At 67.6% G+C, this 25,101-nt stretch carries 23 protein-coding genes; 4 read left to right on the forward strand and 19 right to left on the reverse strand.

Going from position 1 to position 25,101, the window contains the following annotated elements; genetic code table 11:
* Positions 1-4: 4 nt before the first annotated feature.
* The 16 genes from ahbB (AB1I47_RS25055) to AB1I47_RS25130 all read right to left on the reverse strand — a co-directional run bounded on the left by ahbB (AB1I47_RS25055) (position 5) and on the right by AB1I47_RS25130 (position 17,660).
* The gene (ahbB, locus tag AB1I47_RS25055; protein ID WP_354686406.1) at positions 5-526 is read right to left on the reverse strand and encodes a siroheme decarboxylase subunit beta; all 522 of its coding nucleotides are present in this window, start codon (positions 524-526) and stop codon (positions 5-7) included.
* Between the two features lie 10 nt (positions 527-536).
* A complete protein-coding gene (locus tag AB1I47_RS25060) occupies positions 537-1,001 on the reverse strand; it encodes an Lrp/AsnC family transcriptional regulator (RefSeq protein WP_354686407.1) in 465 nt (154 codons plus the stop codon).
* Entirely contained in the window at positions 998-2,032 is a 1,035-nt protein-coding gene (gene ahbB, locus AB1I47_RS25065) for a siroheme decarboxylase subunit beta (RefSeq protein WP_354686408.1), read from the reverse strand. The genes AB1I47_RS25060 and ahbB (AB1I47_RS25065) overlap by 4 nt, the downstream gene beginning before the upstream one ends.
* 9 nt (positions 2,033-2,041) lie before the next feature.
* Entirely contained in the window at positions 2,042-3,292 is a 1,251-nt protein-coding gene (locus AB1I47_RS25070; protein WP_407935907.1) for a cytochrome D1 domain-containing protein, read from the reverse strand.
* Positions 3,217-3,594: a c-type cytochrome gene (locus AB1I47_RS25075; protein ID WP_354686410.1), complete on the reverse strand. Its 378-nt coding sequence runs from the start codon at positions 3,592-3,594 to the stop codon at positions 3,217-3,219. Before AB1I47_RS25075 ends, AB1I47_RS25070 begins: the two co-directional genes overlap by 76 nt.
* The gene (locus AB1I47_RS25080; RefSeq protein WP_354686411.1) at positions 3,576-3,905 is read right to left on the reverse strand and encodes a c-type cytochrome; all 330 of its coding nucleotides are present in this window, start codon (positions 3,903-3,905) and stop codon (positions 3,576-3,578) included. The genes AB1I47_RS25075 and AB1I47_RS25080 overlap by 19 nt, the downstream gene beginning before the upstream one ends.
* A 66-nt stretch (positions 3,906-3,971) precedes the next feature.
* Positions 3,972-5,702: a nitrite reductase gene (locus AB1I47_RS25085; RefSeq protein WP_354686412.1), complete on the reverse strand. Its 1,731-nt coding sequence runs from the start codon at positions 5,700-5,702 to the stop codon at positions 3,972-3,974.
* 118 nt (positions 5,703-5,820) lie between these two features.
* Positions 5,821-6,375, reverse strand: a complete 555-nt coding sequence (gene mobB, locus AB1I47_RS25090) for a molybdopterin-guanine dinucleotide biosynthesis protein B (RefSeq protein WP_354686413.1) — start codon at positions 6,373-6,375, stop codon at positions 5,821-5,823.
* 4 nt (positions 6,376-6,379) lie between these two features.
* Positions 6,380-7,063 carry a carbonic anhydrase gene (locus AB1I47_RS25095; RefSeq protein WP_354686414.1) on the reverse strand — a complete coding sequence of 228 codons (684 nt, stop codon included), beginning with the start codon at positions 7,061-7,063 and terminating at the stop codon, positions 6,380-6,382.
* Positions 7,064-7,090: 27 nt separating this feature from the next.
* The gene (locus tag AB1I47_RS25100; protein WP_354686415.1) at positions 7,091-7,843 is read right to left on the reverse strand and encodes a peptidylprolyl isomerase; all 753 of its coding nucleotides are present in this window, start codon (positions 7,841-7,843) and stop codon (positions 7,091-7,093) included.
* Positions 7,844-7,870: 27 nt separating this feature from the next.
* On the reverse strand, positions 7,871-8,554 hold the full coding sequence (narI, locus tag AB1I47_RS25105) for a respiratory nitrate reductase subunit gamma (RefSeq protein WP_354686416.1): 684 nt from the start codon (positions 8,552-8,554) through the stop codon (positions 7,871-7,873).
* A gap of 204 nt (positions 8,555-8,758) precedes the next feature.
* Entirely contained in the window at positions 8,759-9,424 is a 666-nt protein-coding gene (gene narJ / locus AB1I47_RS25110; protein WP_354686417.1) for a nitrate reductase molybdenum cofactor assembly chaperone, read from the reverse strand.
* Positions 9,425-9,453: 29 nt separating this feature from the next.
* Entirely contained in the window at positions 9,454-11,004 is a 1,551-nt protein-coding gene (gene narH, locus AB1I47_RS25115; protein ID WP_354686418.1) for a nitrate reductase subunit beta, read from the reverse strand.
* Positions 11,001-14,753 (reverse strand): nitrate reductase subunit alpha, encoded by a 3,753-nt coding sequence (locus AB1I47_RS25120; RefSeq protein ID WP_354686419.1) that lies wholly within the window; start codon positions 14,751-14,753, stop codon positions 11,001-11,003. Before AB1I47_RS25120 ends, narH begins: the two co-directional genes overlap by 4 nt.
* A gap of 188 nt (positions 14,754-14,941) precedes the next feature.
* Positions 14,942-16,327, reverse strand: coding sequence for a NarK family nitrate/nitrite MFS transporter (locus tag AB1I47_RS25125; protein WP_354686420.1), 1,386 nt, complete (start codon positions 16,325-16,327; stop codon positions 14,942-14,944).
* A gap of 52 nt (positions 16,328-16,379) precedes the next feature.
* On the reverse strand, positions 16,380-17,660 hold the full coding sequence (locus AB1I47_RS25130) for an MFS transporter (RefSeq protein WP_354686421.1): 1,281 nt from the start codon (positions 17,658-17,660) through the stop codon (positions 16,380-16,382).
* A 273-nt stretch (positions 17,661-17,933) separates the two neighbouring features.
* On the opposite strand from AB1I47_RS25130, the gene AB1I47_RS25135 reads away from it, so the two are divergent.
* A complete protein-coding gene (locus tag AB1I47_RS25135; RefSeq protein ID WP_354686422.1) occupies positions 17,934-19,160 on the forward strand; it encodes an NnrS family protein in 1,227 nt (408 codons plus the stop codon).
* A gap of 237 nt (positions 19,161-19,397) precedes the next feature.
* Here AB1I47_RS25135 and AB1I47_RS25140 read toward each other — a convergent pair whose 3' ends face one another.
* A complete protein-coding gene (locus AB1I47_RS25140) occupies positions 19,398-20,411 on the reverse strand; it encodes an AraC family transcriptional regulator (RefSeq protein WP_354686423.1) in 1,014 nt (337 codons plus the stop codon).
* A 571-nt stretch (positions 20,412-20,982) separates the two neighbouring features.
* On the opposite strand from AB1I47_RS25140, the gene AB1I47_RS25145 reads away from it, so the two are divergent.
* Entirely contained in the window at positions 20,983-21,522 is a 540-nt protein-coding gene (locus tag AB1I47_RS25145) for a hypothetical protein (RefSeq protein WP_354686424.1), read from the forward strand.
* A gap of 86 nt (positions 21,523-21,608) precedes the next feature.
* On the opposite strand, the gene AB1I47_RS25150 is transcribed toward AB1I47_RS25145, so the two are convergent.
* A complete protein-coding gene (locus AB1I47_RS25150) occupies positions 21,609-21,920 on the reverse strand; it encodes an H-NS histone family protein (RefSeq protein WP_354686425.1) in 312 nt (103 codons plus the stop codon).
* Between the two features lie 329 nt (positions 21,921-22,249).
* Here AB1I47_RS25150 and AB1I47_RS25155 point away from each other — a divergent pair, with 329 nt between their 5' ends.
* Positions 22,250-22,672: a VOC family protein gene (locus tag AB1I47_RS25155; protein ID WP_354686426.1), complete on the forward strand. Its 423-nt coding sequence runs from the start codon at positions 22,250-22,252 to the stop codon at positions 22,670-22,672.
* Positions 22,673-22,856: 184 nt separating this feature from the next.
* On the opposite strand, the gene AB1I47_RS25160 is transcribed toward AB1I47_RS25155, so the two are convergent.
* Positions 22,857-24,260 (reverse strand): NCS2 family permease, encoded by a 1,404-nt coding sequence (locus tag AB1I47_RS25160; RefSeq protein ID WP_354686427.1) that lies wholly within the window; start codon positions 24,258-24,260, stop codon positions 22,857-22,859.
* Positions 24,261-24,729: 469 nt separating this feature from the next.
* On the opposite strand from AB1I47_RS25160, the gene AB1I47_RS25165 reads away from it, so the two are divergent.
* Entirely contained in the window at positions 24,730-24,939 is a 210-nt protein-coding gene (locus tag AB1I47_RS25165; RefSeq protein WP_354686428.1) for a hypothetical protein, read from the forward strand.
* Positions 24,940-25,101 lie beyond the last annotated feature (162 nt).

Below are 25,101 nucleotides of genomic sequence, written 5' to 3' on the forward strand. Positions count from 1 at the left end.
GATCCTAGTCGGCGGGTGCGGCGGCCGGCGGCAAGCGCAGGCCGGTCTTCTTCAGGATGCGGGTGGACCACAGCACGTCGTGCGCGCGGCAGGCATCGCCCAGCAGCGCGGCGATGCGGGTGATCTGCGGCGCGGCGTCTTCTTGCGTGCGCGCGTGGACCATCGCGAACAGGTTGTAGGGCCAGTGCGGCAGGTGGCGCGGGCGGCGGTAGCAATGGCTGACAAAGGGCAACGCGCCGACGCGCTCGCCCAGCGTGTCGACGCAGGCATCGTCCACATCCCAGACGGTCATGCCGTTGGCGCGCCAGCCCAGCCGGTAGTGGTCCGGCACCGCGGCGATGCGCCGCAGCGCGCCGCTCGCCTGCATCGCGGCAAGCCTGGCGATGACTTCGTCTTCGCCGAGGCCCAGGCCAGCGGCCACCGCTGCATAGGGCTGCGGTACCAGCGGCAGGCCGGACTGGGTCGCACGGATGATGGCAAGGTCCAGCGCGTCAGGGGATCCGGTGGGGGCTTCGGCGTCGGGCATCGGGGTCGTGTCAGGCAGGCAGGTAGAGATTGACGAAAAACTCGCGTTCCTTCGGAAACGGCAGGATCGTCACGCCGGCAGCGGCGGCGATGCGCGCCAGCGCGGGCGCAACGTCCTGCGCGCTCGCCACGGCCAGCACGAACCACAGGTTCAGGTGATGAGTGCGGGCATAGTGGTGCGCGACTTCCGGATGGGCATTGATCGCGTCGATCACGGCTGCCATCCGCGCGGCTGGCGCGTGGCAGGCGCACAGCACGAAGCGGCCGCCGGCGCGTTCGATCTGGTACAGCGGGCCGAAGCGGGTCAGCACGCCGCAGTCGAGCAGCGCGCGCAACCGTGCCAGCAGCTCGGCCTCGTCGATGCCGAGCGCCGCTGCCGCCTCGGCATACGGGCGTGGCACCAGCGGCAGGCCGCGCTGCAGCGCGTTGATGATGCTGCGGTCGACCGCGTCGATTGCCGTGGACATCGCGCTCATGCCGCCACCGCCGTGGCATAGCGCGTGCCGCGCTGCTTGTAGCAGCGTGTCCCCACCAGCACCGCGCCCGGGGTCAGGTCGAGCCCGGCGGTCGCGCGGATATGCGTGAGCGCTGGCTGCAGGTCCTGCGGATCGCGCGCATGGACCATCGCGAACAGGTTGTAGGGCCAGTCCGGCAGCCGGCGCGCGCGGCGGTAGCACAGCGTCACGCGCGCCAGCCGCGCCAGCCGCATGCCGACCGCATCGACGCGCGCATCGGGCACATCCCATACGCACATGGCGTTGTAGCGATAGCCGAAGCGGCCATGGTGCAGCACCACGCCCAGGCGCCGGATCACGCCCTGCGCCGACCACTGCGCCAGCCGCTCCAGGATATGGGGTAGCGGCAGACGGGTGCGCAACGCCAGCGCGTGGAACGGGCGCGGCGTCAGCGGCAGCCCGGCTTCGAGCGCGGCTACCAGGCGCCAGTCGTCATCATCCAGCACCACCGGCGGCGCGGGGGTGGCGGCGCGGCGCGTGCGCCGGTGCGGCACCGTGAGGCTGGCGCGGTCGGTGCCGTCGGTGCGGTCGGTGCGGGCGGTGCGGCGCTGTGTGAGGGGGAAGCCCAGGTCGATGTGGTACTCGCGCGCCATCGGCAGGTCCAGTGGGGCCTGCCCGGCCTGGTCGGCGATGCTAGCCAGCGCGGCGTCCAGCAAGCGCCGGTCGCGCGCGCCGGCGACGAACCACAGGTTGTACGCGTGCCCGTTGCGCGCGTAGTTGTGGCTGACCGCGGCGCAGGCGTTGATGCGCGCCGCCACGCGGTCCAGTTGCGCCGGCGGCACGGACAAGGCCGCCAGCGTGCTGACGCCGATCACATTGGGCGCGAACACCGCACCCACGCGGCTGATGCGCCCGGCGCCGAAATCGCGCGCCAGCAATGTCAGCAGCGCGTGCTCGCACAGGCCCAGCCCCTCGGCCAGCGCCTGGTAGGGCCGGGGCTGCAGCGGGAAATCGTGCTGCAGGCGGTCATAAAGGATTTGCTCGTCGTGCATGATCGTGCCCTACATGCCAAAGCGCTGCGCCCGTGCGGTGAAGAAGATGCCGCTGGGGTTGTCGGCGGGCAGCGTGGCGATGCGCGCGAGGCTGGCGGTGTCGTAGACGTCGACGCGGTTGTCGTCGCGGCAGGACAGCCACAGCGCTTCGCCCTTGGGGGTGAATTCCATATGCAGCACGCCGCGGCACGGCCGCAGGGTGCGCACCACCTCGTGCGTTGCGGTGTCGATCACCTGCACGGTATCGTTGTGCGGGAAGGCGAAGTTGACCCAGACCTGGCGCCCGTCGGGCCGCGCCATCACGAACACCGGCTGGCCCGCCAGTGCCACGCGCGCCGTCTGCTTCCAGCCCTGCGCGGGATCGGCCACCAGCACTTCATGGCGTCCGATCGCCGGCAGCCACGCCATGCCCTGCGCCATCGCCCAGCCGCGCAGGTGCGGCATCTTGTAGACCGGCAGCGGCGCGGTGCCGCGGCCATAGCCGGACAGGATGCGGCGCGAGCGCGGCGGCGTCTGCCACAGGTCGACCAGGGCCAGCCCGTCCTCGCCGAACAGGCCTGCCAGGTACCAGCGCCCGTCGGGCGTGACCAGTCCGTCGTAGGGCTCCCGGCCTGCGGGCAGGCGCGTCACCTGCGGATGGCGCGGGTCGGCGGCGTCAATGATCCAGATCTCGCCGGAGTCGAACAGGCTTGCGGCAAAGCGGCGACCGGGCAGGTCGGCCAGGCCGACCACCTTGGCCTGGCGGCCATCGCTGCCGATCGCCGGCAGGTCCGCCAGCGGCTCAAGCGTCTGCGCATCGAACAGCCGGATGCCGCCCGGTGCGTAGTTCTGCGCGGCCACCACGCGACCGTCCTGCGAGATCGCACCGCCAATGCTGTTGCCCGCCTGCAGGACGCGGTGTGTGATGCGCGCGCTCAGCAGGTCGACGCGCGTGAGCCCGCCATCGCGGCCGAACACATAGGCGTAGCGCGCGTCGCGCGAGAACACCACGCTGGCGTGCGACAGGTCGCCCAGTCCGTCCACCGTGGCCAGCCGCGTCATGCCGCTGGCCTCCACGATCTGCAGCCTTCCGGCGGCCCGCTCGACCACCACGCCGAGATCGCCGGTGCCCCGCACGGCGGTGGCGCAGCCTGCCGCCAGCGTGGCAGCGAGCGTGGCGCACAACGCGGCGGCAAGGGCGCGCATCACGGTCCCGGCGCGATGGTGACGGATGGCGGGGCGGCCGGTGGTTCGCCGGCCTGGAGTCGATCGATCAGCCATTGGGCTTCCTCCTGCGTCATGAAGGGTTGCCAGGGCGGCATCGCGGTGCCGGGCCGGCCGTACAGCACCGTGGCGACAAGGCTTTCGGCCGGCTTGCCGGCCAGTGCCTCGCGCGTCAGCGGCGGACCCAGGCCGCCGCGCAGCGTCATGCCATGGCACGCGCCGCAGTCGTCGCGCAGCCAGTGCGCCAGCTGCGCCTGCCGCGCGGGCGAGGGCTCTGCCTGCGCTCCGGCCGCGGCGCACAGCATCGCTACGGCTACCGCCGCCAGCGCGGCACGCCGGCTCAGAGCGAGAGGATCCATTTGGCCAGCGTGTTGGCCTCGGCGGCACTGACCGCGTTGGCAGGCATCGGCACCGGTCCCCACTGGCCGCTGCTGCCCTGCAGGATCGACTGCGCCATATGCGCCTGGCCGTCCTTGCGGCTGGTGTATTTGGCCTTGATGTCCTTGAAGGCGGGGCCGATCATCTTTTTGTCGATGCCGTGGCACGACAGGCAGGCTTTGCCCGAGGCGAGCTGCTGGCTCGCGTGGGCGGCGCCGGGCAGCGCGGCGGCAAGCGCCAGTGCGCAGCTCGAGGCTGCAAGCAGGGAAGGAAGGGCCAGGTATTTGCGCATGGAGTTCTCCGTTGTGGGCAGTGAGGCCTGTGCATCGCGCCGGCAATGCGGCGCGATGCCGCCGGCTCAGTAGACGTCGTGCTGCGTGTTGTAGGCGTTGAACTTGCCGGTCGGCGTGACCAGGCGCTTGTCCTTGATCACGGTCTTCAGCGTGCGGGTCTTGTCATCGACCACGACCAGCGCGGACTCGCCGTCCTTGGTCCCCCAGACGGAGAACCAGACCTCGTCGCCGGCCTTGTTGTACTCGGCCTGCACCACGCGTTTGGCGCCGTCGCCCTTCAGGTTGGCCCACTCCGCGATCGGCAGCACCTTGAAGCCCGCTTCGAGGTTGCGGGTATCGAAGACGGCCACCGACTGGTTGAGCCTGGCGTCAGGGTTCAGCGGCGTATCGACCCACAGGTTGGAAGACTTCGGGTGCGTCTTGATAAAGAGCGAGCCGCCGCCCTGGCCCTTGAGCGTCTGCACCACCTTCCACGCGTGTGCCGGTTGGCCGGCCGGATCGGTGCCGATCAGGCTGATGGTTTCGTCGCCGAGGTGGCTGGTGGCCCAGACCGGCCCGAACGTGGGATGCGTGAAGTTGGCCCCGCGCCCCGGGTGCGGGGTCTTGCCGACATCGATCAGCGCGGCCAGCTTGTCTTCCCGGGTATCGACCACGGCGATCTTGTTGGAGGCGTTGGCGGCGACCAGGAAGTAGCGGCCGGTGGCATCGAAGCCGCCGTCGTGCAGGAACTTGGCGGAATCGATGGTAGTGGTCTTTAGGTTGGACAGGTCGGAGTAGTTGACCATCAGGATCTTGCCGGTCTCCTTGGCATTGATCACGAACTCCGGATGGAAATGGCTGGCGACGATCGACGCCACGCGTGGCTCGGGATGGTATTCGTTGTCGACGGTCATGCCGCGCGTCGACACCACCTTGAGCGGCTTGAGCGTGTCGCCTTCCATGATCACGTACTGCGGCGGCCAGTACGAGCCCGCCACCGCGTACTTGTCTTCATAGCCCTTGTACTTGGAGGTCTCGACCGAGCGCGCCTCCATGCCGATCTTCACTTCAGCGACGATGGCCGGCGTGGGCAGCCACAGGTCGATCAGGTCCAGCCGCGCGTCGCGCCCGATCACGTACAGGTAGCGCCCGGACGCCGACATGCGCGAGATATGCACCGCGTAGCCGGTCTTGACGATATTGATGATCTGCTTGCTGTCGCCGTCGATCAGCGCGACCTCGCCGGCGTCGCGCAGCGTTACCGAGAACAGGTTGTCCAGGTTGTACTGGTTCATCTTCTTCGTCGGCCGCTGCGCCACCGGCATGATGTCCTTGCGGCTCTTCTCGATATCGGCCAGCGAGAACTCGGGCGGCGTCGGCGGATCGAGCTGGATATAGCGCGCCATCAGGTCGACTTCCTTGTCGGAGAGATCGCCAGAGGTGCCCCAGTTGGGCATGCCGGCGGGACTGCCGTACTTGATGAAGGTCTTCAGGTATTCGGTGCCGCGGGCGCGGGTAATGTCGGGCGTGAGCGCCTTGCCGGTCGCGCCCTTGCGCAGCACACCGTGGCAGCCGGCGCAGCGTTCGAAGTAGATTTGCCTGGCGTGGTCGAATTCGGCTGCGGTGAGAGTGGGGATGGCGGCCTTCTGTTCTGCCTTTGGTGCAGCCTTTGCGCTGGTGGCTGCGGGTTTGGCCGCGGTGGTGGCCGTGGTAGTGACCGCGGTAGTGGCCGCGGTAGTGGCCGCTTCAGGCAGCCCCAGCCAGAGTGTGAGCGGCACTGCCGCGATTGCGGGGTACAGCCAGTGTTTTGCTTTCATGGTGCTGTGGATCAGCGAGTGGAGGAAAGCTGTTTCGTGGTGCGTTGGTGGTCTGTATCGGGCACCTGTCGTTTGAAGTGATCATGGTGAAACACTGGCGACATGGGATTGACTGGCGTCAAACGGGGAGGAGGGCCTGGGAACGCAGTCCGGGGGTGTTGATCTCGGGCAGGCGTGTGCTGTCTTTCATCGCCAGGATGAACGCGCCCACCTGCGCGACATCCTCCAGCGGCAGGCAGGGCAACGTGGTATCCATCCGAGTATCCGTCGCGATCGCAACGATGGACGGATCGCCAGGATAGTAGGGCGCGCGCCCGTGCGCGGGCCGATAGACCTCGATGCGCGCAATCGCCTCGCGCCGGAAGCCTTCCACCAGCGTGATATCCGCGGGCGTCAGCCGCGCCACCTGCTCGTCCAGTGTCGGCTCGGCCTCGTCCACCAGCTCGCGCACGATGGCGTAGCGATAGGGGGAGGCCACCATCACCTCTGCCGCGCCCGCCGCGCGAAAACGCGCACTGTCCTTGCCGGGCGGCTCCAGTTCGGGCGGATGATGGCTGTGCTTGACCACGTTGACGGACAGGCCGAGCGCACGAAACCACGGCAACAGCGCGGTGATCAGCGTGGTCTTGCCACTGCCGGAGGTACCGGTGATGCCAACGATGAATGGGGTCATGATGTCAGGACTCAGATTGGACGGGCAGCGGGCACACCAGCGGCAGGAAGGCGTCGGCACGCTGCGAATAGGCCAGCAGCGCGCCGGCCTCGAGATCGAAATACCAGCCGTGCAGCGTCAACCTGCCGGCATCGAGCGCGCGCCGCACGAACGGAAAGGTCTGCAGGTTGCGCAGCGAGACCAGGATGGCCGCCTGTTCGCAGGCGCGTTGGCGTAGCGATGGCTCGGCGATGGTCTGCTCCACCTGCCGGCGGGCCGGGGCGGCAATGCGCACCCAGGCGCCGAGGTAGTCGGCTTCCTCATCTTCATCCGGCGGATGGTCGCCGGCGTCGTCGGGCTGCGCCAGCAGCGCGCGGATACCTCCGCAGCCGCCGTGGCCCATCACGATGATGCGTGCCACGCCAAGCTGCTGCACCGCGAACTGGATCGCCGCGGAAACGCCGTGCAGGCTGCCCTCATGGCGGCCGGTGCAGGGCGGCACCAGGTTGCCGATATTGCGCACGGTGAAGAGCTCGCCCGGGTCGCAGCCGAGCAGCAGGCCTGGATCGACGCGTGAATCGCTACAGCCGATCAGCAGCGTGGGCGGCCGCTGGCCGGTGCGCAGCGTGTCGAACAGTCCGGGCTCGTCGTCGAAATAGCGTTGCTGGAAGCGCTCAAAGCCCTTGAGCAGGTGTTCGATCTGATGCATGTTGGGGGGCGGTCAGGGTGGCTGCGGCTACTGCACCAGCGGGCTGTCGGCGCCTTGCAGCTCGATGCCTTCGATGCGCGCGCGTCCGATCAGAAGGCTGGCGTATTGCTTCCAGGCGCGGTCGCGCGCCGCCGCGGCCAGCGCGCGGGCGATATCGCCGCGCACGGCGTCGAAGGGCAGGCGGGTGCCGGAGCAACGTTCCAGGATGCGTACGATATGCAGGCCGAAGCGGCTTTCGACCAGTTGCGGCACCACGCCGTCCTGCTGCGCGGCGAACAGCGCGCGCTCGAACTCAGGCGCGGTTTCGCCGCGGAACAGGCGGCCGAGCCGGCCGCCGTTGGCGCCGCTGGGGCAGTTGGACAGCGCGCGCGCGTGTTGCGGGAACGAGGAGGGATCGCCGCGCACCAGCGCCAGCGTTTGCCCGGCAATCTCGCGCAGCGCGTCCAGCGGCACGCGCGGCGTGACCTGGAACAGGATATGGTCGGCCTCGACCCATTCGCCGTCGCGAAAGCGCTCGGGGCGGCTGTCGTAGTGGCGGCGGCAGCTGGCTTCGTCGTGTTCGGGGATGCCGGCCTCGCGTTCCAGCAGGGCCAGCGCCAGTGCGTCGTCGTCCAGGCCTTCGGCGGCCAGGCCGATGCGATCGGCTTCGGTGCGCACCAGCTGGCGCAGGATGGCCGAAATGGTGGCCAGCCGCGCCGGGTTGGCCGCATCGTGATGGTGATCCAGCTCGCGTTCGATATCGGCGTCGCGCAGTTCCACGCCGTTGACGGTGACAGGCATGTTGTTCTCCTTGTCGGGTGGCGGCGCTCAGCGGCTGCGCACCAGTTGCCAGGCGCGGCCGAGATAGCCCACCGACGCGAAGCCGCTCCACACATGCACCAGCCGCGTGAACGGGAAGATCGCGAACAGCGTGATGCCCATGAACAGGTGTGCCTTGAACAGCAGCGGCGCATCGGCGATATAGCTGGCCGCGTCGCCGCGCAGCGTGACGAGGTGCTGGGTCCAGGTCATCAGTTGGACCATCATGTGGCCGTCCATATGGCCGGCGGATTCGAAGATGGTGGACAGGCCCAGCAGCAGCGTCACCAGCAGCCACAGCAGCAGCACCCTGTCGCCGGTGCGCGTGACCGCGGCCACGCGCGCATTGCTCAGGCGGCGGTGCAGCAGGATCAGCAGGCCGGCCAGGCACATGGTGCCCATCACGCCGCCGGCGGCCATTGCCACGCCCTGCTTGAAGCCGTGCGAGACGCCCAGCGCATCCCATACCGCCACCGGCGTCAGCAGGCCGACCAGGTGGCCGAAGAACAGGCCGAGGATGCCCACGTGGAACAGGATGTTGCCCGTGCGCAGGTTGCCGCGGTACAGCACCTGCGAGCTGTCGGTCTTCCAGGTGTATTGCTCGCGCTCGAAGCGGGCCAGGCTGCCGAACAGGAAGATGGCGGCAGCGATGTACGGGTAGATGCCGTAGAGGAATTGGTGGAGCGTTGCCATGGTGTGTTAGCTCGGTAGGATCGATCGTGTGTTTGGCTTGCCTGTGTCTTCGCTGTTGCCGGCTGTGTTCCCCTCTCCCCTCAGGGGAGAGGGTAGGATGAGGGGTGGTTTAAGCACCGGCGCTTCGTCGAAGCTCCCGCCCTCACCGCCGCCCCTCTCCCGCACGCGGGAGAGGGGAGCAAACAGTCGGCTCGCGTAAGCATTTCAGCAAGGCAATGGCACCGGCGCCGTGCCACGCGGATAGAATTTCACCGCCTGCGGCCCGCCCTGCGGCGCCAGCAACGGTTCCACGCCATCCGCCCCCGGCCCGAACGTTTCCAGCGCCTCGTCCATGTCGCGCACCGGCGGCTCCTGTTGCGGTTGCGGCTGCACGTCGGTCAGCGTGCGCAGCACCGCGAACACGCCGGCGTACGGGCTTTCGTTGCGCGCCAGGCGGTCGCCGATCGCGGCCAGCACGTGGATCGCCTCGCCCAGCAATTGCTCGGCGCGCGCTTCCTTGCCGTCGGCCACCAGCGCGCCGAGGAACTCCAGGAACAGCGGCACGTAGTCGGGCAGCTCGGACGCGGCGGGTTCAAAGCCGTCGCGCCGGTATTCGTCGATCAGGTCGACCATGGCCTGGCCGCGGTCGCGGCTCTCGCCATGCACGTGCTCGAACAGGTGCAGCGAGTGCGCCGGGTTGCGATCGAAGGTGGCGACGTAGTTTTCCTGCAGTGCGATCAGCGACCCGCTGCGCAGCAGGGCGGTCACGGGGGCCAGCAGCTCGCGCGCCTGCGGCCATTCGGCCAGCGCGGCATCGATCTCCGGCAGGGCGTCGAGCAGTTCCTGCTCGGGATAACCGAGCAAGGCGCTGAGGATGGGGTAGAGGGGCATGTCGTTCTCCGTGCGGTTCATGGCAGCCATCAGCTCATCACTGCCTTCTTGCGCGACTTGGGCATGTCGGCGAAGTGGACGCTGCCTTGCGGCTTCTTGCCGAACAGCGAGCCGTCCGACGCGCCGCCCGAGCAGCCGTTGCCGAAGGTGAAGCCGCAGCTGGCCTTGTCGTTGAAGCTGTCCTCTACCATCTCCTTGTGCGAGGACGGGATCACGAAGCGGTCCTCGTAGTTGGCGATGGCCATGGTCTGGTACATGTCCTCGACCTGCGCGGGCGTCAGGCCCACCTGCTCCAGCACGGCCAGGTCCTGCACGCCGTCCACCACCTGCGAGCGCTTGTAGGCGCGCATCGCCAGCATGCGGTCCAGCGCGGACAGCACCGGCATCACGTCGCCCGCGGTCAGCAGGTTGGCCAGGTACTTGACCGGGATGCGCAGGCTCTTCACGTCCGGGATCACGCCGTTCATGCCCATGTGGCCGGCCTCGGCCGCGGATTGGATCGGCGACAGCGGCGGGACATACCAGACCATCGGCAGGGTGCGGTACTCCGGGTGCAGCGGGAAGGCGATCTTCCACTCGCACGCCATCTTGTAGACCGGCGACTTGCGCGCGGCATCCAGCCAGGTCTGCGGGATGCCCTGGCGCAGCGCCTCGGCCTGCACCGCCGGGTCGTGCGGATCGAGGAAGACGTCGAGCTGCGACTGGTACAGGTCGCGCTCATCGGCCACCGATGCCGCCTGCTCGATGCGGTCGGCGTCGTACAGCATCACGCCGAGGTAGCGGATGCGGCCGACGCAGGTCTCGGAGCAGACCGTGGGCTGGCCGGCCTCGATGCGCGGATAGCAGAACAGGCACTTCTCGGCCTTGCCGCTCTGCCAGTTGAAGTAGATCTTCTTGTACGGGCAGCCCGAGATGCACATGCGCCAGCCGCGGCACTTGTCCTGGTCGACCAGCACGATGCCGTCGTCCTCGCGCTTGTAGATCGAGCCCGACGGGCACGAGGCCACGCAGGCCGGGTTCAGGCAGTGCTCGCACAGGCGCGGCAGGTACATCATGAAGGTGTTCTCGAAGGTCGAGTACATCTCCTTCTGCACGTCGTCGAAGAGCTTGTCGCGGCCGCGCGAGCTGAATTCGCCGCCGAGGTCGTCTTCCCAGTTCGGGCCCCACTCGATCTTTTCCATCTTGCGGCCCGTCAGCACCGAGACCGGACGCGCGGTGGGCGGGGTCTGCACCAGCGGCGCCTTCTGCAGGTGCTCGTAGTCGTAGGTGAAGGGCTCGTAGTACTCGTCGATCTGCGGCAGGTTGGGGTTGGCGAACAGGTTCGCCAGGATCTTCAGCTTGCCGCCCTGGCGCGGCTCCAGCGTGCCGTCGGCGTTGCGCTTCCAGCCGCCCTGCCACTTGTCCTGGTTCTCCCATTCCTTGGGGTAGCCGATGCCGGGCTTGGTCTCGACGTTGTTGAACCACGCGTACTCGACCCCGTCGCGGCTGGTCCAGACGTTCTTGCAGGTCACGGAGCAGGTATGGCAGCCGATGCACTTGTCGAGGTTCAGCACCATGGCCACCTGGGCACGGATCTTCATTGCGAGGCTCCTTCATTCACCGTCAACTTCGCAGTCTTTTCCACGAGCGGCCCTTCCAGCCAGTCGACCTTCTTCATCTTGCGCAGGATCACGAACTCGTCGCGGTTGCTGCCCACGGTGCCGTAGTAGTTGAAGCCGTAGGCCAGCTGCGCGTAGCCGCCGATCATGTGGGTGGGCTTGGTCACGGCGCGCGTGACCGAGTTATGGATGCCGCCGCGCATGCCGCTGGTCTCGGCGCCGGGCACGTTCACGATCTTTTCCTGGGCGTGGTACATCAGGCACATGCCCTTGGGCACGCGCTGCGACACCACCACGCGGGCCGTCAGCGTGCCGTTGACGTTGAAGACCTCGACCCAGTCGTTGTCGCGGATGCCGTTGGCCTTGGCCTCGACCTCCGAGATCCACACGTGCGGGCCGCCGCGCGACAGCGTCAGCATGCGCAGGTTGTCGGAGTAGGTGGAGTGGATGCCCCACTTCTGGTGCGGCGTGATCCAGTTCAGCACCAGCTCCGGGTTGCCGTTGGGCTTCTTGCCCAGCATCGGCGCCACGGTCTTGGTGTCGATGGCCGGCTTGTACACGCAGGCGCCTTCGCCGAAATCCAGCATCCAGCGGTGGTCCTGCCAGAACTGCTGGCGGCCGGTCAGCGTGCGCCAGGGGATCAGCTCATGCACGTTGGTGTAGCCGGCGTTGTAGCTGACCTCTTCCGATTCCAGGCCCGACCAGGTCGGCGCGGAGATGATCTTGCGCGGCTGCGCCTGCACGTCGCGGAAGCGGATCTTGTCGTGCTCGCGGCCTACGGCCAGGTGGGTGTGGTCGCGGCCGGTGATCTTGGACAGCGCTTCCCATGCCTTGACGGCGACATGGCCGTTGGTCTCGGGCGCGAAGGTCAGGATCATCTCGGCGGCGTCGATCGCGCTTTCCAGCCGCGGGCGGCCCTGGCTGACGCCGGGTTCCTTCACCGTGTGGCTGAGGTGGCCGATCTCCTTCACTTCATGCTGGGTGTTCCAGTTGATGCCCTTGCCGCCATTGCCGAGCTTGTCCAGCAGCGGCCCGATCGAGGTGAATTTCTTGTAGATGTCCGCGTAGTTGCGCTCCACCACGGTCATCGACGGTGCGGTCTTGCCGGGGATCAGGTCGCACTCGCCGGCCTTCCAGTCCTTCGGTTCGAACGGCTGGCCGAGCTCGCCCGGGGTGTCGTGCAGCAGCGGCGTGCATACCAGGTCCTTGCGCATGCCGAGGTAGGGCCCGGCGATCTCGCTGAACTTCTTTGCGATGGCCTTGTAGATCTCCCAGTCGGTCTTGCTTTCCCACAGCGGCTGCACGGCTTCGGACAGCGGGTGGATAAAGGGGTGCATGTCGGACGTGTTGAGGTCGTCCTTCTCGTACCAGGTGGCCGTCGGCAGCACGATGTCGCCGTACAGGCAGGTGGTGCTCATGCGGAAGTCCAGCACGGTCAGCAGGTCGAGCTTGCCTTCGGCGGCCGGGCGCACGTTGACTTCGCTCGGCTTGATGGCGTCATCCTCGTCGCCGAACACGGCGTTCTGCGTGCCCAGCAGGTACTTCAGGAAGTACTCATGCCCCTTGCCCGAGCTGCCCAGGATGTTCGAGCGCCACACGAACATATTGCGCGGGAAGTTGGCCGGGTTGTCGGGATCGTCGCAGGCGAACTGCAGCTTGCCGGACTTCAGTTGCTCGACCGTGTAGGCGACCGGGTCCTGCCCGGCGCGCTCGGCCGCATCGACCACGTCGAGCGGATTCGTGCCGAGTTGCGGGGCGGACGGCAGCCAGCCCATCCGTTCGGACTTCGCGTTCAGGTCCAGCAGCGACAGGCCGTCATAGCGCTTGCGGTCGGCGGTCGGCGACAGGATCTCGTCGACGGCCAGTTTCTCGTGGCGCCACTGGCTGGTGTGGTTGTAGAAGAACGAAGTGCCGTTCATCTGGCGCGGTGGGCGCGACCAGTCCAGGCCGAAGGCCAGCGGGGCCCAGCCGAACTGCGGGCGCAGCTTTTCCTGGCCGACATAGTGGGCCCAGCCGCCGCCGCTCTTGCCGATGCAGCCGCACATCATCAGCAGGTTGATGATGCCGCGGTAGATCATGTCGTTGTGGTACCAGTGGTTCAGCGCGGCACCGACGATGACCATGCTCTTGGCTTGCGTCCGGTCGGCGTTGTCGGCGAATTCGCGCGCTACCTGCGTCACCAGGCGGGCCGGAACGGAGGTGTGCTTTTCCTGCCAGGCGGGGGTGTAGGGCACGTCATCGTCGTAGGAAGCGGCGACGTTCGGGCCGCCGAGTCCCTGATCCACGCCGTAGTTGGCCATCTGCAGGTCGTATACGGTGGCCACCAGTGCGGTGCTGCCATCGGCCAGCGTCAGCCGGCGTGCCGGCACGCGGCGGCGCAGCAGTTCGTCGTGTTCGCCGCCGAAGTAGGGGAAGCCCACTTCCACCACCTCGTCTTCCTTGCCGAGCAGCGACAGGCGCGGCCCGACCGGGCGGCCGCTGCCGCCGTCCTTCATCTCCAGGTTCCAGCGCCCGACCTTCTCGCCGCCGTTGTGGGCGCCTTCGCCCCAGCGGAAGCCGATCGAGCCGTTGGGCGCGACGATCTCGCCGGTGGCGTCGTCGACCAGCAGGGTCTTCCACTCGGGATGGTTGGCTTCGCCGAGGTTGTCGGCCAGGTGCGAGGCGCGCAGGAAGTGGTCGGGCACCAGCGTGCCCTGGTTGTCGCGCAGCAGCACCAGCATCGGCATGTCGGTGTACTGCTTCACGTAGTCGCGGAAGTAGGCGGACTTGCCGCTGGCGTGGAATTCCTTCAGCACCACGTGGCCCATGGCCATCGCCAGTGCGGCGTCGGTGCCTTGCTTCGGCGCCAGCCAGATGTCGCCGAACTTGACCATCTCGCCGAAATCGGACGACACCGCCACGGTCTTGGTGCCCTTGTAGCGGACCTCGGTGTAGAAGTGCGCGTCAGGCGTGCGGGTCTGCGGCACGTTCGAGCCCCACACCATCAGGTAGGTGGAGTTGTACCAGTCGGCCGATTCCGGCACGTCGGTCTGTTCGCCCCAGACCTGCGGGCTGGCCGGCGGCAGATCGCAGTACCAGTCGTAGAACGACAGGCAGGCGCCGCCGAGCAGGCTCAGGTAGCGTGCGCCGGCAGCATACGACACCATCGACATGGCCGGGATCGGCGAGAAGCCGATCACGCGGTCCGGGCCGAATTTCTTCACGGTAAAGGCATTGGCCGCGGCAATGATCTCGGTGGCCGTGTTCCAGTCGGCGCGCACGAAGCCGCCCTGGCCGCGCACGCTCTTGTAGCGTGCGGCCTTCTTCGGGTCCTGGCTGATCGATTCCCAGGCGGCGATCGGGTCCATGGTCTGGCGGGCCTCGCGCCACATTTCCATCAGGCGGCCGCGGATCATCGGGTACTTGACCCGCTGCGCGGAGTAGACGTACCAGCTGTACGAGGCCCCGCGCGGGCAGCCGCGCGGCTCATGGTTGGGCAGGTCCGGGCGCGTGCGCGGGTAGTCGGTCTGCTGGGTTTCCCACGTGATCAGGCCGTTCTTCACGTAGACCTTCCACGAGCAGGAGCCCGTGCAGTTCACGCCGTGGGTCGAACGCACGACCTTGTCGTGCTGCCAGCGGCTGCGATAGCCGTCTTCCCACTTGCGGTCTTCGTTCACCACCGCGCCGTGGCCGTCCGCATAGGTGGACTTGACGCGCGACATGAACTTCAGTCGATCCAGGAAATGACTCATTGCTTTGTTCTCCGCGGGTGCTTTTCTGCGGGTGCTCCGGCTGTTGCGGGAGCGCTTGCAGGGACACCCTCAGCTTATGGGGGAGGAGGACGGCAGCCAATTCGCTGGAGGAACAGCCGCCGTGTGGCGATCGGGCTAGGTGCCGCGCGCCGGACTAGTTCGACAGAACTAGTCCGGCCGGCAGACGGTCAGCAGGGCATGAGGGCGTTGCGGCGCGCGTAGTACCACCACGTCACCAGCACGCAGCTGACGTAGAAGGCGATAAAGCAGTACAGCGCGGCGTCGGGGGCGCCGGTCAGCTCCAGCGAGGTACCAAAGCTCTTGGGGATAAAGAAGCCGCCATAGGCGCCGATCGCGCCGGAGAAGCCCAGTACGGCGGCCGATTCCTTGCCGGCGTCCTGCACCGCCTGCTTCTGCGCGGCATCGCCCTTGCCCGCCGCGGCGCGCTGGCGCTCGGTCAGGAAGATCACCGGGATCATGCGGAAGGTCGAGCCATTGCCGATGCCGGTCAGCGCGAACAACGCGATAAAGGCGGCCAGGAAGAATGTGAAGTTGCCGCCGGCGCCGTCATGCGGCAGCGCCGCCAGTACCGCGAACACCGCCGCGATCATGCCGACGAAGGTCCACAGCGTGACGCGCGCACCGCCCAGCTTGTCGGAGATCCAGCCACCCACCGGACGCGTCAGCGCGCCCACCAGCGGCCCCAGGAAGGCGTAAGCGGTGGGATTGACGCCGGGGAACTGCGACTTGGTCAGCAGCGCCAGCCCCGCAGAGAAGCCGATAAACGAGCCGAAGGTGCCCACGTACAGCCAGCACATCAGCCAGTTGTGCTTGCGCTTGAAGATCACCGCCTGCTCGGCAAACGATGCCTTGGCATCCGCGATGTCATGCATGCCGAACCACGCCGCCAGTGCCGACACCATGATGAACGGCACCCAGATAAAACCGGCGTTCTGCAGCCACAGGTCATGCGTGGTGCCGTTGGCCGTGTACTGCTGCGGCTCGCCGCCGAGCGCGCCGAACACTGCGATCGACACCACCAGCGGCGTGACGAACTGCACCACCGACACGCCGAGGTTGCCAATGCCCGCGTTCAGGCCCGTGGCCAGGCCCTTCTTCGCCTTGGGGAAGAAGAAGCTGATATTGGCCATCGAGGAGCTGAAGTTGGCGCCGCCCAGCCCGCACAACAGCGCCAGAGCCAGCAGCGTGGGATAGCCGGTGGACGGGTCGCGCAGCGCGAAGCCCATGCCCAGGGCCGGGATCAGCAGCAGCGCGGTGGAGATCGCGGTAAAGCGCCGCCCGCCGAACACCGGCACCAGGAACGAATAGAAGATGCGCAGCGTGGCGCCGGACAGCGCCGGCAGCGCGGTCAGCCAGAACAGCTGGTTCTTGGTGAACTGGAAGCCGGCGCGGTCGAGATTGACCGCGACCACGCTCCACAGCATCCAGACCACGAAGGCCAGCATCAGCGCCGGGATCGAGATCCACAGGTTGCGGTAGGCGATGCGCTCGCCCTGGTCGCGCCAGAACGACGCGTTCTCGGGCTCCCAGCGGGTTAGTACGGATGAGGTCATGATGGTGTGCCTTGATTGAGAGAGCGCGCAGGCGCGCTTGAGAGATTGCCTGTCAGGCGGCCTGCGTGAGGCCGACAGCCTGTGCCTTGCGCTGGCGCTCGGCGCGCTGGCTGTAGTGCATCCACACCAGGCTCACGCACACGGTGCCGTACATCAGCATGAAGCAGCTGCTGCGGATGCCGGTCAGGTCGGCCAGCATGCCGAACAGCACCGGCAGCACGAAACCGCCCAGCCCGCCAGCCAGGCCGACCACACCGGAAACCGCGCCGATGTTGTGCGTGAAGTCGTTGGAGATGAACTTGAAGACCGAGGCCTTGCCGATGGCAAAGGCAATGCCGACCACGAACAGCAGGAAGGTGAAGACCGTGGGCGTCAGCGCGATGCGAAAACCCTGCGGGCCGCTGGTGGTCTGGACGATGAAATCGGTCTGCGGGTAGCTCAGCAGGAAGAAGCCGACCCAGCTCACCCACATCACCCACCAGGTAGTGCGGTGCGCGCCGTAGCGGTCGGAGATCCAGCCGCCGATGGCGCGCAGCACGCCGCCGGGCAGCGAGAAGCAGGCGGCGAGAAAAGCCGCGGTCTTGATATCGAAGCCGTACTCGCCGATGTAGTACTTGGTCATCCACAGCGACAGGCCGACATAGCCCCCGAACACCACCGAGTAGTACTGCGAGTAGCGCCACACGCGCGGATCGCGCATCACGGCGAGCTGCTCGCGCCAGCCCACGCCGGACTTGACCACGTGCGCCGGATTGCTGCGCGAGAACAGCCAGAACAGCACCGCGGTAATGAGCATCGCCACCGAATACACGCGCGGCACCACGGTCCAGGTACCGGCCGCGAGGATCATCGCCGGCGCGACGAACTTGGTCAGTGCCGCGCCGGAGTTGCCGGCGCCGAAGATGCCCATCGCCAGCCCCTGGCGCGAGCGCGGGAACCAGCGCGCCACATACGGCGTGCCGACCGAGAACGAGCCGCCGGCCAGCCCGACGAAGAGCCCCAGCACCAGCAGTTGCCACAGCGTGTGCGCGTATGAGATCAGCCAGATCGGGATGACCGTGGCCAGCATCAGCACGAAGAAAACGATGCGGCCGCCGAAGCGGTCGGTCCAGATGCCCAGCGGCACGCGGATCAATGAGCCGCTCAGCACGGGCGTTGCCGCGAGCAGGCCGAACTCCGTGTCGTTGAGGCCGAGTTCCTGCTTGAGCGGGATGCCGAGGACGGCGAACAGCATCCAGACGGCAAAACAGACGGTGAAGGCGAATGTGCTGGACGCCAGTGTCATTGCGGCGCCGGCTGGTACGGGCTCCGGCACGCGGGTTGGGGTGGCCATGGCCATGCTCCTGTGTCAACTTTGGCGGGGGTGATGCCAGAGTAGGGGCGGCCACTGGTGCTGCCTATTCGCCGGCAGCACAGCGCTGGCGACGAAGCGATCTGCCTATGGAGGTAGTTCTACCGACGGAGGTCATCGGCGCGGCGGCGGTGCTATCGTGCTTGCAGCACCGACGCATCCGTTCGCGTGCTCGCGGCAATCCTGCGCTGGATCAGGAATCCGGCACGTACCGCGCCCCGGCGCTGCCGGTCTACCTGACTCCTTTCCTCCGCCATGGAAACCATCCCGATCCTTCCTGCCCGGCGCCCGTCGCCCTCCGGCAAGACGCCCGCCGGTCCGCCGCCACGCGGTTTTGCCCTGTTTGCGCTGGGATTCCGGCCGTTCTACCTGGGCGGGGCGGTGTTCGCCGCGCTGGCGATCGCGGCTTGGTCAGCAATGCTGGCGGGCGTGAGCGCGGTCGGTCCGGCAGCCGCGATCCCGGCGATGTTCTGGCATGCGCACGAGATGGTGTTTGGCTTTGCCGCCGCCATCGTGGTCGGCTTCCTGTTCACCGCGGGGCGCGCATGGACAGGGCAGCCCACACCGGCCGGGGCCGCGCTGGCGGTGCTGTTCGTGCTGTGGCTGGCGGGACGCGTGGGGATGTGGATCGCGCCGGGCACGGCGGCCTTCGTGATCGCGGGCGCGTTCCTGCCGCTGGCGGCGCTGGCCTTTACCCGCACGCTGGCCAAGGCCGGCAACCGCCGCAACTATCCGCTTGCGCTGGCGCTGTGGCTGCTTGCGGTAGCGGATATCGCCAGCCTGTGGCTGCAGGCGCGCGGCCACGATGCCGGCGCGATGCAGGCCTGCCGCGCCGGCGTGGCGCTGGTGACGCTGTTCGTGGTGGTAATTGGCGGACGCGTGATCCCGATGTTCACGACCAACGCCGTACCGGGCTTCCGGCTGCGGCAATACCGGCAGGTCGATCGCATGGTGGTGCCGGCATCGGTGCTGGGGCTGGCGTCGGCGCTGCTGCCATTGCCGGCCAGGCTGGTGGCGGCGCTGTCATTGCTGGCCGCGGCGGTGCTGGCGGTGCGCGTGTCCGGATGGCGCGGCCATGCGGTGGGCAACCGGCCGATCCTGTGGGTGCTGCACCTGGCCTATGCGTGGCTGCCGGTCGCGCTGCTGCTGCAGGCGCTGGGTGCGCTGGGACTGGCGATGGCCGGGCTGGCGACGCACGCATTCACCGTGGGCGTGCTTGGCGTGGCCATCATCGCCATGATCACGCGCACTGCGCTTGGCCACACCGGGCGCATGCTGGTGGCCGGCCGCGCGGAAACCGCGGCCTACTGGCTGGTGGCCGCCGCGGCGGTACTGCGCGTATTCGGGCCGGTGCTGTGGCCGGCCGGCTACCTGCACTGGATCTGGGGGGCGGGGGTGTGCTGGGTCGCGGGCTTCGGCCTTTATGCGCTGACGTATGCGCCGCGGCTCGCGCGCCCGCGCGTGGACGGCAAGCCGGGCTGAGGCGTGCACGTCGTTGATGCTCCGGCCTTCACCCCCACCTCTCTCCCGTGCGCGGGGGAGCGTATGCGTGGGCTCGTGGCCTGATTCAGACGCCTGGGATGGCGGCTACGGTCCAGCGCGCCGGTGCCTGGTGCCGCCGCGCGTGCGCGCCTTTGTCGATTTCCTGGCGGAGCGCCAGGGCGACAACCCGCCGTGCCAACAGCCGGCCGCCCCGGCAGCGGTCGCCCTGGTCAAGCGTCAGGCCGGCGGCTGCGCCGCCGCGCGCCGGTAGTCGCCCGGCGTCATGCCCGTCCAGCGGCGGAAGGCGCGGAAGAACGAGTTGGCATCGTCGAAGCCGAGCCGGAATGCGATCTCTCCGAGCGACATCCCGCCCTCGGTCAGGTAGCGTCCGGCCAGCTCGCGGCGCGCGTCCTCGCACAGCGCGCGGAAGCCCGTGCCCGCGGCCATCAGCCGGCGCTGCAGCGTGCGTTCGCTGACATCCAGGTGGCGCGCCACCGCTGCCAGGCTCAGTGCGCGTTCGCCGGCAAGCTGGAAGAGCGCGGCACGCACGTCGTCGAGCGAGGCGGCCGACGGCCGCGGCTCGCGCGAGTCAAGCCCTGCCGACGGGCCGGGGCGGGCGCGCGCCACCAGCCGCAGCGCCAGATCGCGGCGGCCGAAGACGATCGCGTCTTCCGGCTCGCCGAAGCGCACCGGGCAATCGAAGGCCTCGGTATAGCGCACGTGCCAGGCCGGCTGGCCGATGCGCAGCGACACGCGCAGCGGATGCAGCGGCTTGCGCGTGAACTGGCGCCCGAAGGCCAGCAGCGAACACAGTTCCATGTCGATGCGCGGGCGCGTGTCGGGCGCCTCGGGGTCGCTCGGGCGGATGCAGACCCAGGCCTCGTCGCCCTGGCGGCGCAGTTCGAGGCGATCGCCCGCCAGCAGCTTCTGGTAGCGCGCGATGCGCCGCAGCGCGGTGCCCAGCGACGGGCCGGCGATGGCAGGCAGGCCCGCCAGCCCGAGCAGGTCGGGTTGCATCCTGCTCCCCAGCCAAAGGCCGATGGCGGGGTCGCCGGTGGCCTGGTAGACGGCGCACAGCAAGTGGCCGGCCTGCAGCGGGCCGGTGGCCGGTACGGCGCCGTCGTGATCGGGATCGGTTTCCGGGGAATCCGGGGCAGGCGCGAGCGCCGACACGTCGTAACCGCCTTCACGCAGTGCGTGCAGCAGGTCGCGAGGCAGCGGCCCGGCCTGGATGGGCTCTTGTAGTGGCATTTGTCGTTATTGGCTGATTGGCGCAAGCGCCAGGGCAGCCCCCGGTAACAGTGAGATTACGCGGTGGGACGGGGCCCTTCAAGGGCAGGCAGGGGGCGGGAGTGTGGCCAAGGCAGCGCAGCGGGAGGAGGCGGTGGCGGCGATGGCGCGCCAGGCCGCGCCGCTGCTGGCATCCGGGGCGCATGCAACCCGTTGCCTAAAATTTGGGCGCGCCGGTGCGTTGGCGCACAGACCGTGGCTTCCGGGGAGGAGAGGGGAAGGATATCCACAGATTCTGTGGATATCACGTCGGGGTTTTCAACATGGGTTTGTGCCGCTGCCGCGGCGCGCCGGAAACGGGTATGCTGGGCGGGTTTTGGGGCAGGCCGGGGCCAACCCAGGTTTCCGGCAGAATCGGGCAGCAAGGCGCCGCACTGGCATCGTGCAGTCTCCAAGCCTTATCTGCCTTCATCTTGGTCTCATCCAGCCGTCAAGATCCCCGGAATGCCGCCGGGACGCCAGTTCGCGACTCCACCTGCCAGCCGCCATGCGCCATGACCGGTCGTCCGCAGTCCCGCCCCGCCTTGCCCTGTTGCCCGTATTGGCCGCTGCCGCGCTGTCCGGCTGCGTGGCTCAGTACCGGGTGCCCGCCGGCGCTCCGACCGCCAGCGTGCGGCTGCTGACCACCACCGACGACAACACGTCCTTCACCGTGGTCGATCCGGCCAGATGCCCGGTGCCGGCGCGGCCGCTGGTGCTGGCCGGCACCGGCAGGCAGTTGTCTGCGATGGGAAGGGAGCGTGGGCTAGACCTGGCCGGGCGTTCGCCGCAGCCGCCGGCGCGCACGCGCGAGCGGCTGGTGGAGGCGGGCCGGCGCCTTTATGTGGCCGTCACGTCGACCGCGGCACCGCCGCTGCCCGAGCTGCGCTGCGCCGCGGGCGTGTCATTCGTGCCGATAGCCGGTGGCCAGTATGAGATCCGCTACCAGCGCGACGAGACGGCGAGCCAGTGCTCGGCGCAGGTACTGCGGATGCAGCCGCTGGACGGGGGCGGCGCGCGCCTGCTGGCGGAGCCGACGCAGCAGGGCTTCAGGGCCCTGCGCAAGGAATATGTCTGCCAGGCGCTGCAATAAGCGCGATGGCGAGCGGAGCGCACGATTACCGGACGATTAAAGCGGGCGTTTCAGGGCGCGCCCGGCTTTAATCGTCAGTAACCGGATTACTGCTCGATCAGGAAGCGTTCCGGACGCTTGCCCAGCCAGGCCGGCGCACGGCCGCGGCCCGACCAGGTCTTGCCGGTCTTCGGATCCATGTACTTCGGGGGCAGGGCCGACGCCTGCTTCTTGGCGGCGCCGGTACCGGCCGGGCGGCCGCGCTTGCGGCGGGGCAGGATGTCTTCCGCGGTCAGGCCATATTCGGTCATCAGCTCGCGGATTTTGTCGATCACGCCGGCCACTTCCGTTGCGCGCACTTCATTCAGCTTGGCTTCCAGCGCTTCCTTCTCAGCCAGGAGTTGCTTGTATGTCGCCATTTATATCCCCTTTCTGCAAATAGGCCGGTGCATGGTACTAGAAGTTGAGGTCTCGGTTCACATAAAAATTTTACAAAAAATAACGGAGATTGCACGGACAGATTGATTGGCGGCCTGAATCGACCCTCAATCGACGCTGAATCGACTGTTTGACACCGCACAATACCGGACATTGCAGCGGCATTGCGGGCCGCATTGCGTTGTCCATTGCCGATGTTTGGGGACGGTTTTAAGGGCAATCCAAAAAATCCGCGAGCCGCGCTTTTAGCGCCTAGACTGTTTGTCTGGCGCCCCTTGCGGCGCCCCGACATGACAACCGGAGCCCCTTGATGAGCCAACAGATCTTTGTCAATTTGCCCGTCCGCGACCTGCAAAAGTCGATCGCCTTCTTTACCCGGCTCGGCTTCTCGTTCAATCCCCAATTTACCGACGAGACTGCCACCTGCATGATCGTCGGCGAGAACATTTTCGTGATGCTGCTCACCGAAGCCAAGTTCCGCAGCTTCTCTCCCAATGACATCTGCGATGCGCGCAAATTCACCGAAGTGCTGGTTTGCCTGTCGATGGAAAGCCGCGAACGCGTCAATCAAATGGTCAGTGACGCGGTAGCGGCGGGCGGCAATACCTACAAGCCGCCGATGGATTTGGGATTCATGTACGGGCACGGCTTCCAGGACCCGGACGGCCATGTGTGGGAGCTGGTGTACATGGATATGGCGGCGATGCAGGCTACCGGCGAAGGCGCGGAGTGAGGATTTGGCAGGGCGTTATTTCGTTATTTGCTGAATAGGCCGAAAGCCAAAAAAACAGCCCGGGCAAGCAGGAAGCCCGGGCTTGAAATCCACCTGGATCACGGCGGAGGAGACGTCTTCTGGCCGGCGTCCCGGTGCCCGGGACGCGGCAGGTATCAGTCAGGTAAATCAGTCAGGACATCGGTCAGATCGCCCAGCCGCCGGCATAGAACGCGGCCAGCACGACGGCGATCGCCACGGTCCCGACATTGAGCTTGCGCCATTCGCCGGCGACCACGCGGCCCACCACCAGGGTGCAGAAGCCCAGCATGATGCCGGTGACGATATTGCAGGTCAGCACGATAAATACCGCGCAGACCAGGCCCGCCAGCGCATCGACCAGGTCGTCCATATGCAGGCGGCTGACGCTGGACAGCATCAGCAGGCCCACGTACATCAGCGCCGGCGCGGTGGCGTACGACGGCACCAGCGCGGCCAGCGGCGAGAAGAACATCACCGCCACGAACAGCAGGCCCACCACCACCGCGGTCAGGCCGGTCCTGGCGCCGGCGGCCACGCCGACGGTCGATTCGATATAGGCCGCGGCCGGGGCGCCGCCGAACATCCCCGAGAAGATCGAGCTGACCGAGTCCGCGGTCAGCGCGCGCCCGCCGTTGTGGATATGGCCGGCGGCGTTGAGCTGCCCGGCCTGGCCGGCGACGGCGCGGATGGTGCCGGTCGCATCGAACACCGCGGTCATCACCAGCGCCAGCACGCTCGGCAGCACCGCCGCCGACAGCGCGCCGCGCACGTCCATGGCGCCGATCAGCGATTGCTGGCCCGGTGCGCTCAGCGACGGCAGCGCGAACACGCCGGTGAACTTCACCGCCGGATCGAAGGCCAGGCCCAGCGCCGAGATCGCGATGATCACCAGCAGGATGCCGCCCGGCACCTTGCGCCGTTCCAGCCCGAAGATCGCGGCCAGCCCCAGCACCGACATCACTACCGGGAACGAGGTGATCTTGCCCAGCGCCACCGGCAGGCCGGCATGGGTGTTCTTGACCACCAGTCCGACTTCATTCGAGGCGATCAGCAGCAGGAACAGCCCGATGCCGATGCCGGTGCCATGCGCCACGCCCGCCGGCAGGTTGCGCAGGATCCAGGAGCGCACGCCCGTGACCGAGATCGCGGTAAAGATCAGGCCCATCAGGAATACGGCGCCCAGCGCCACCGCCGGCGACAGGCCCTGTCCCAGCACCAGCCCGAAGGCCATGAAGGCGGTCAGCGAGATCGCGCAGCCGATCGCGATCGGCAGCTTGGCCCACAGGCCCATCAGCAGCGAGCCGAAGGCGGTGGTCAGGCACACCGCGACGAACACCGCGCTGCTGTCGAAGCCCGCCTTGCCCAGCATGCCGGGCACGACGAACACCGCATAGACCATCGCCATGAAAGTGGTCACGCCAGCCACCACTTCCTGGCGCTGGGTGCTGCCGCGCGCGGTGATCTGGAAATAGGCGTCGAGCCGGCTCTTGACTTCGGGGACCTGGGGCACGTGGGGGCGTGCGGCATCGGCTTCCGTCGCGGACGACGGATAGGGCTGTTCGATCATGATGATCTGTCTCCTTGCGGGCGCTGCAACGTCCGTCGTGCGGGCCGTCGTCAGGCTTGTCTCACGTGGTTCTCGTTGGATGGGCCAGGCAGCGCCTCGTCCATCCTCTTTATCGGTGTGCCGGCTTGTCGGTGCCTTCTGTGGGGCGTGATCTGGGCAAGGCTGAAGGCTAGGTGACGGCGCCCGGTGCGTCATCACCGCACAACAATGCGCGGCATGCGTGGGCAGGAATGGTGGATGTGGCGAATGATCATCCTGGTGGCGGTGGCATCGCTCCGGTGGCCGTTGTGGGCCCGGGCCATTATCACGCGGTCGATATAGGGCCTATAGGGGCAGACCCGGATGATGCCGGCGCAACTTATCTATACTAGGGATAACCCTGAATGGGCTCGTGCGCCGCCCTCGTTGAGGACCAAGTGTGGCGAACGAGGCACCTCAATCTCCCTTCCACCAGAAAGGAAACGTCGCCATGCAAGTGCTCGCTGATACGCTTTATCGCCAACCCGCGCAGAACCGCGCTACCGCAGCAATGGCCACCGATCCGGCGCGCGATGTTGCCTGCTACGCGCGCATGGGCACCGGCCCCTCGCCGGTTGCTCGCGTGCGCGCCTGGTTTGCGCGCGGCTGGACGCTTTACGCGGCCAACGCCCGCGCCGCCGCGCCGATCCACTGGCTCTGAACGTTGGCGCGGGCAGTACGGACACTGATGCGTACCCCGCGGGGCGGGACACAAACCTTCGATTGTGAACACCGTCTACATGTCCTAGACTCGGAAGCATCGTTCAACGGCCTTCTCCTTTTTTGCAGGAGACATGATGACGACTTCCCCCACCCCCAGCCC

The sequence above is a fragment of the Cupriavidus necator genome (assembly GCF_040578825.1).
Taxonomy (GTDB): domain Bacteria; phylum Pseudomonadota; class Gammaproteobacteria; order Burkholderiales; family Burkholderiaceae; genus Cupriavidus; species Cupriavidus necator_E.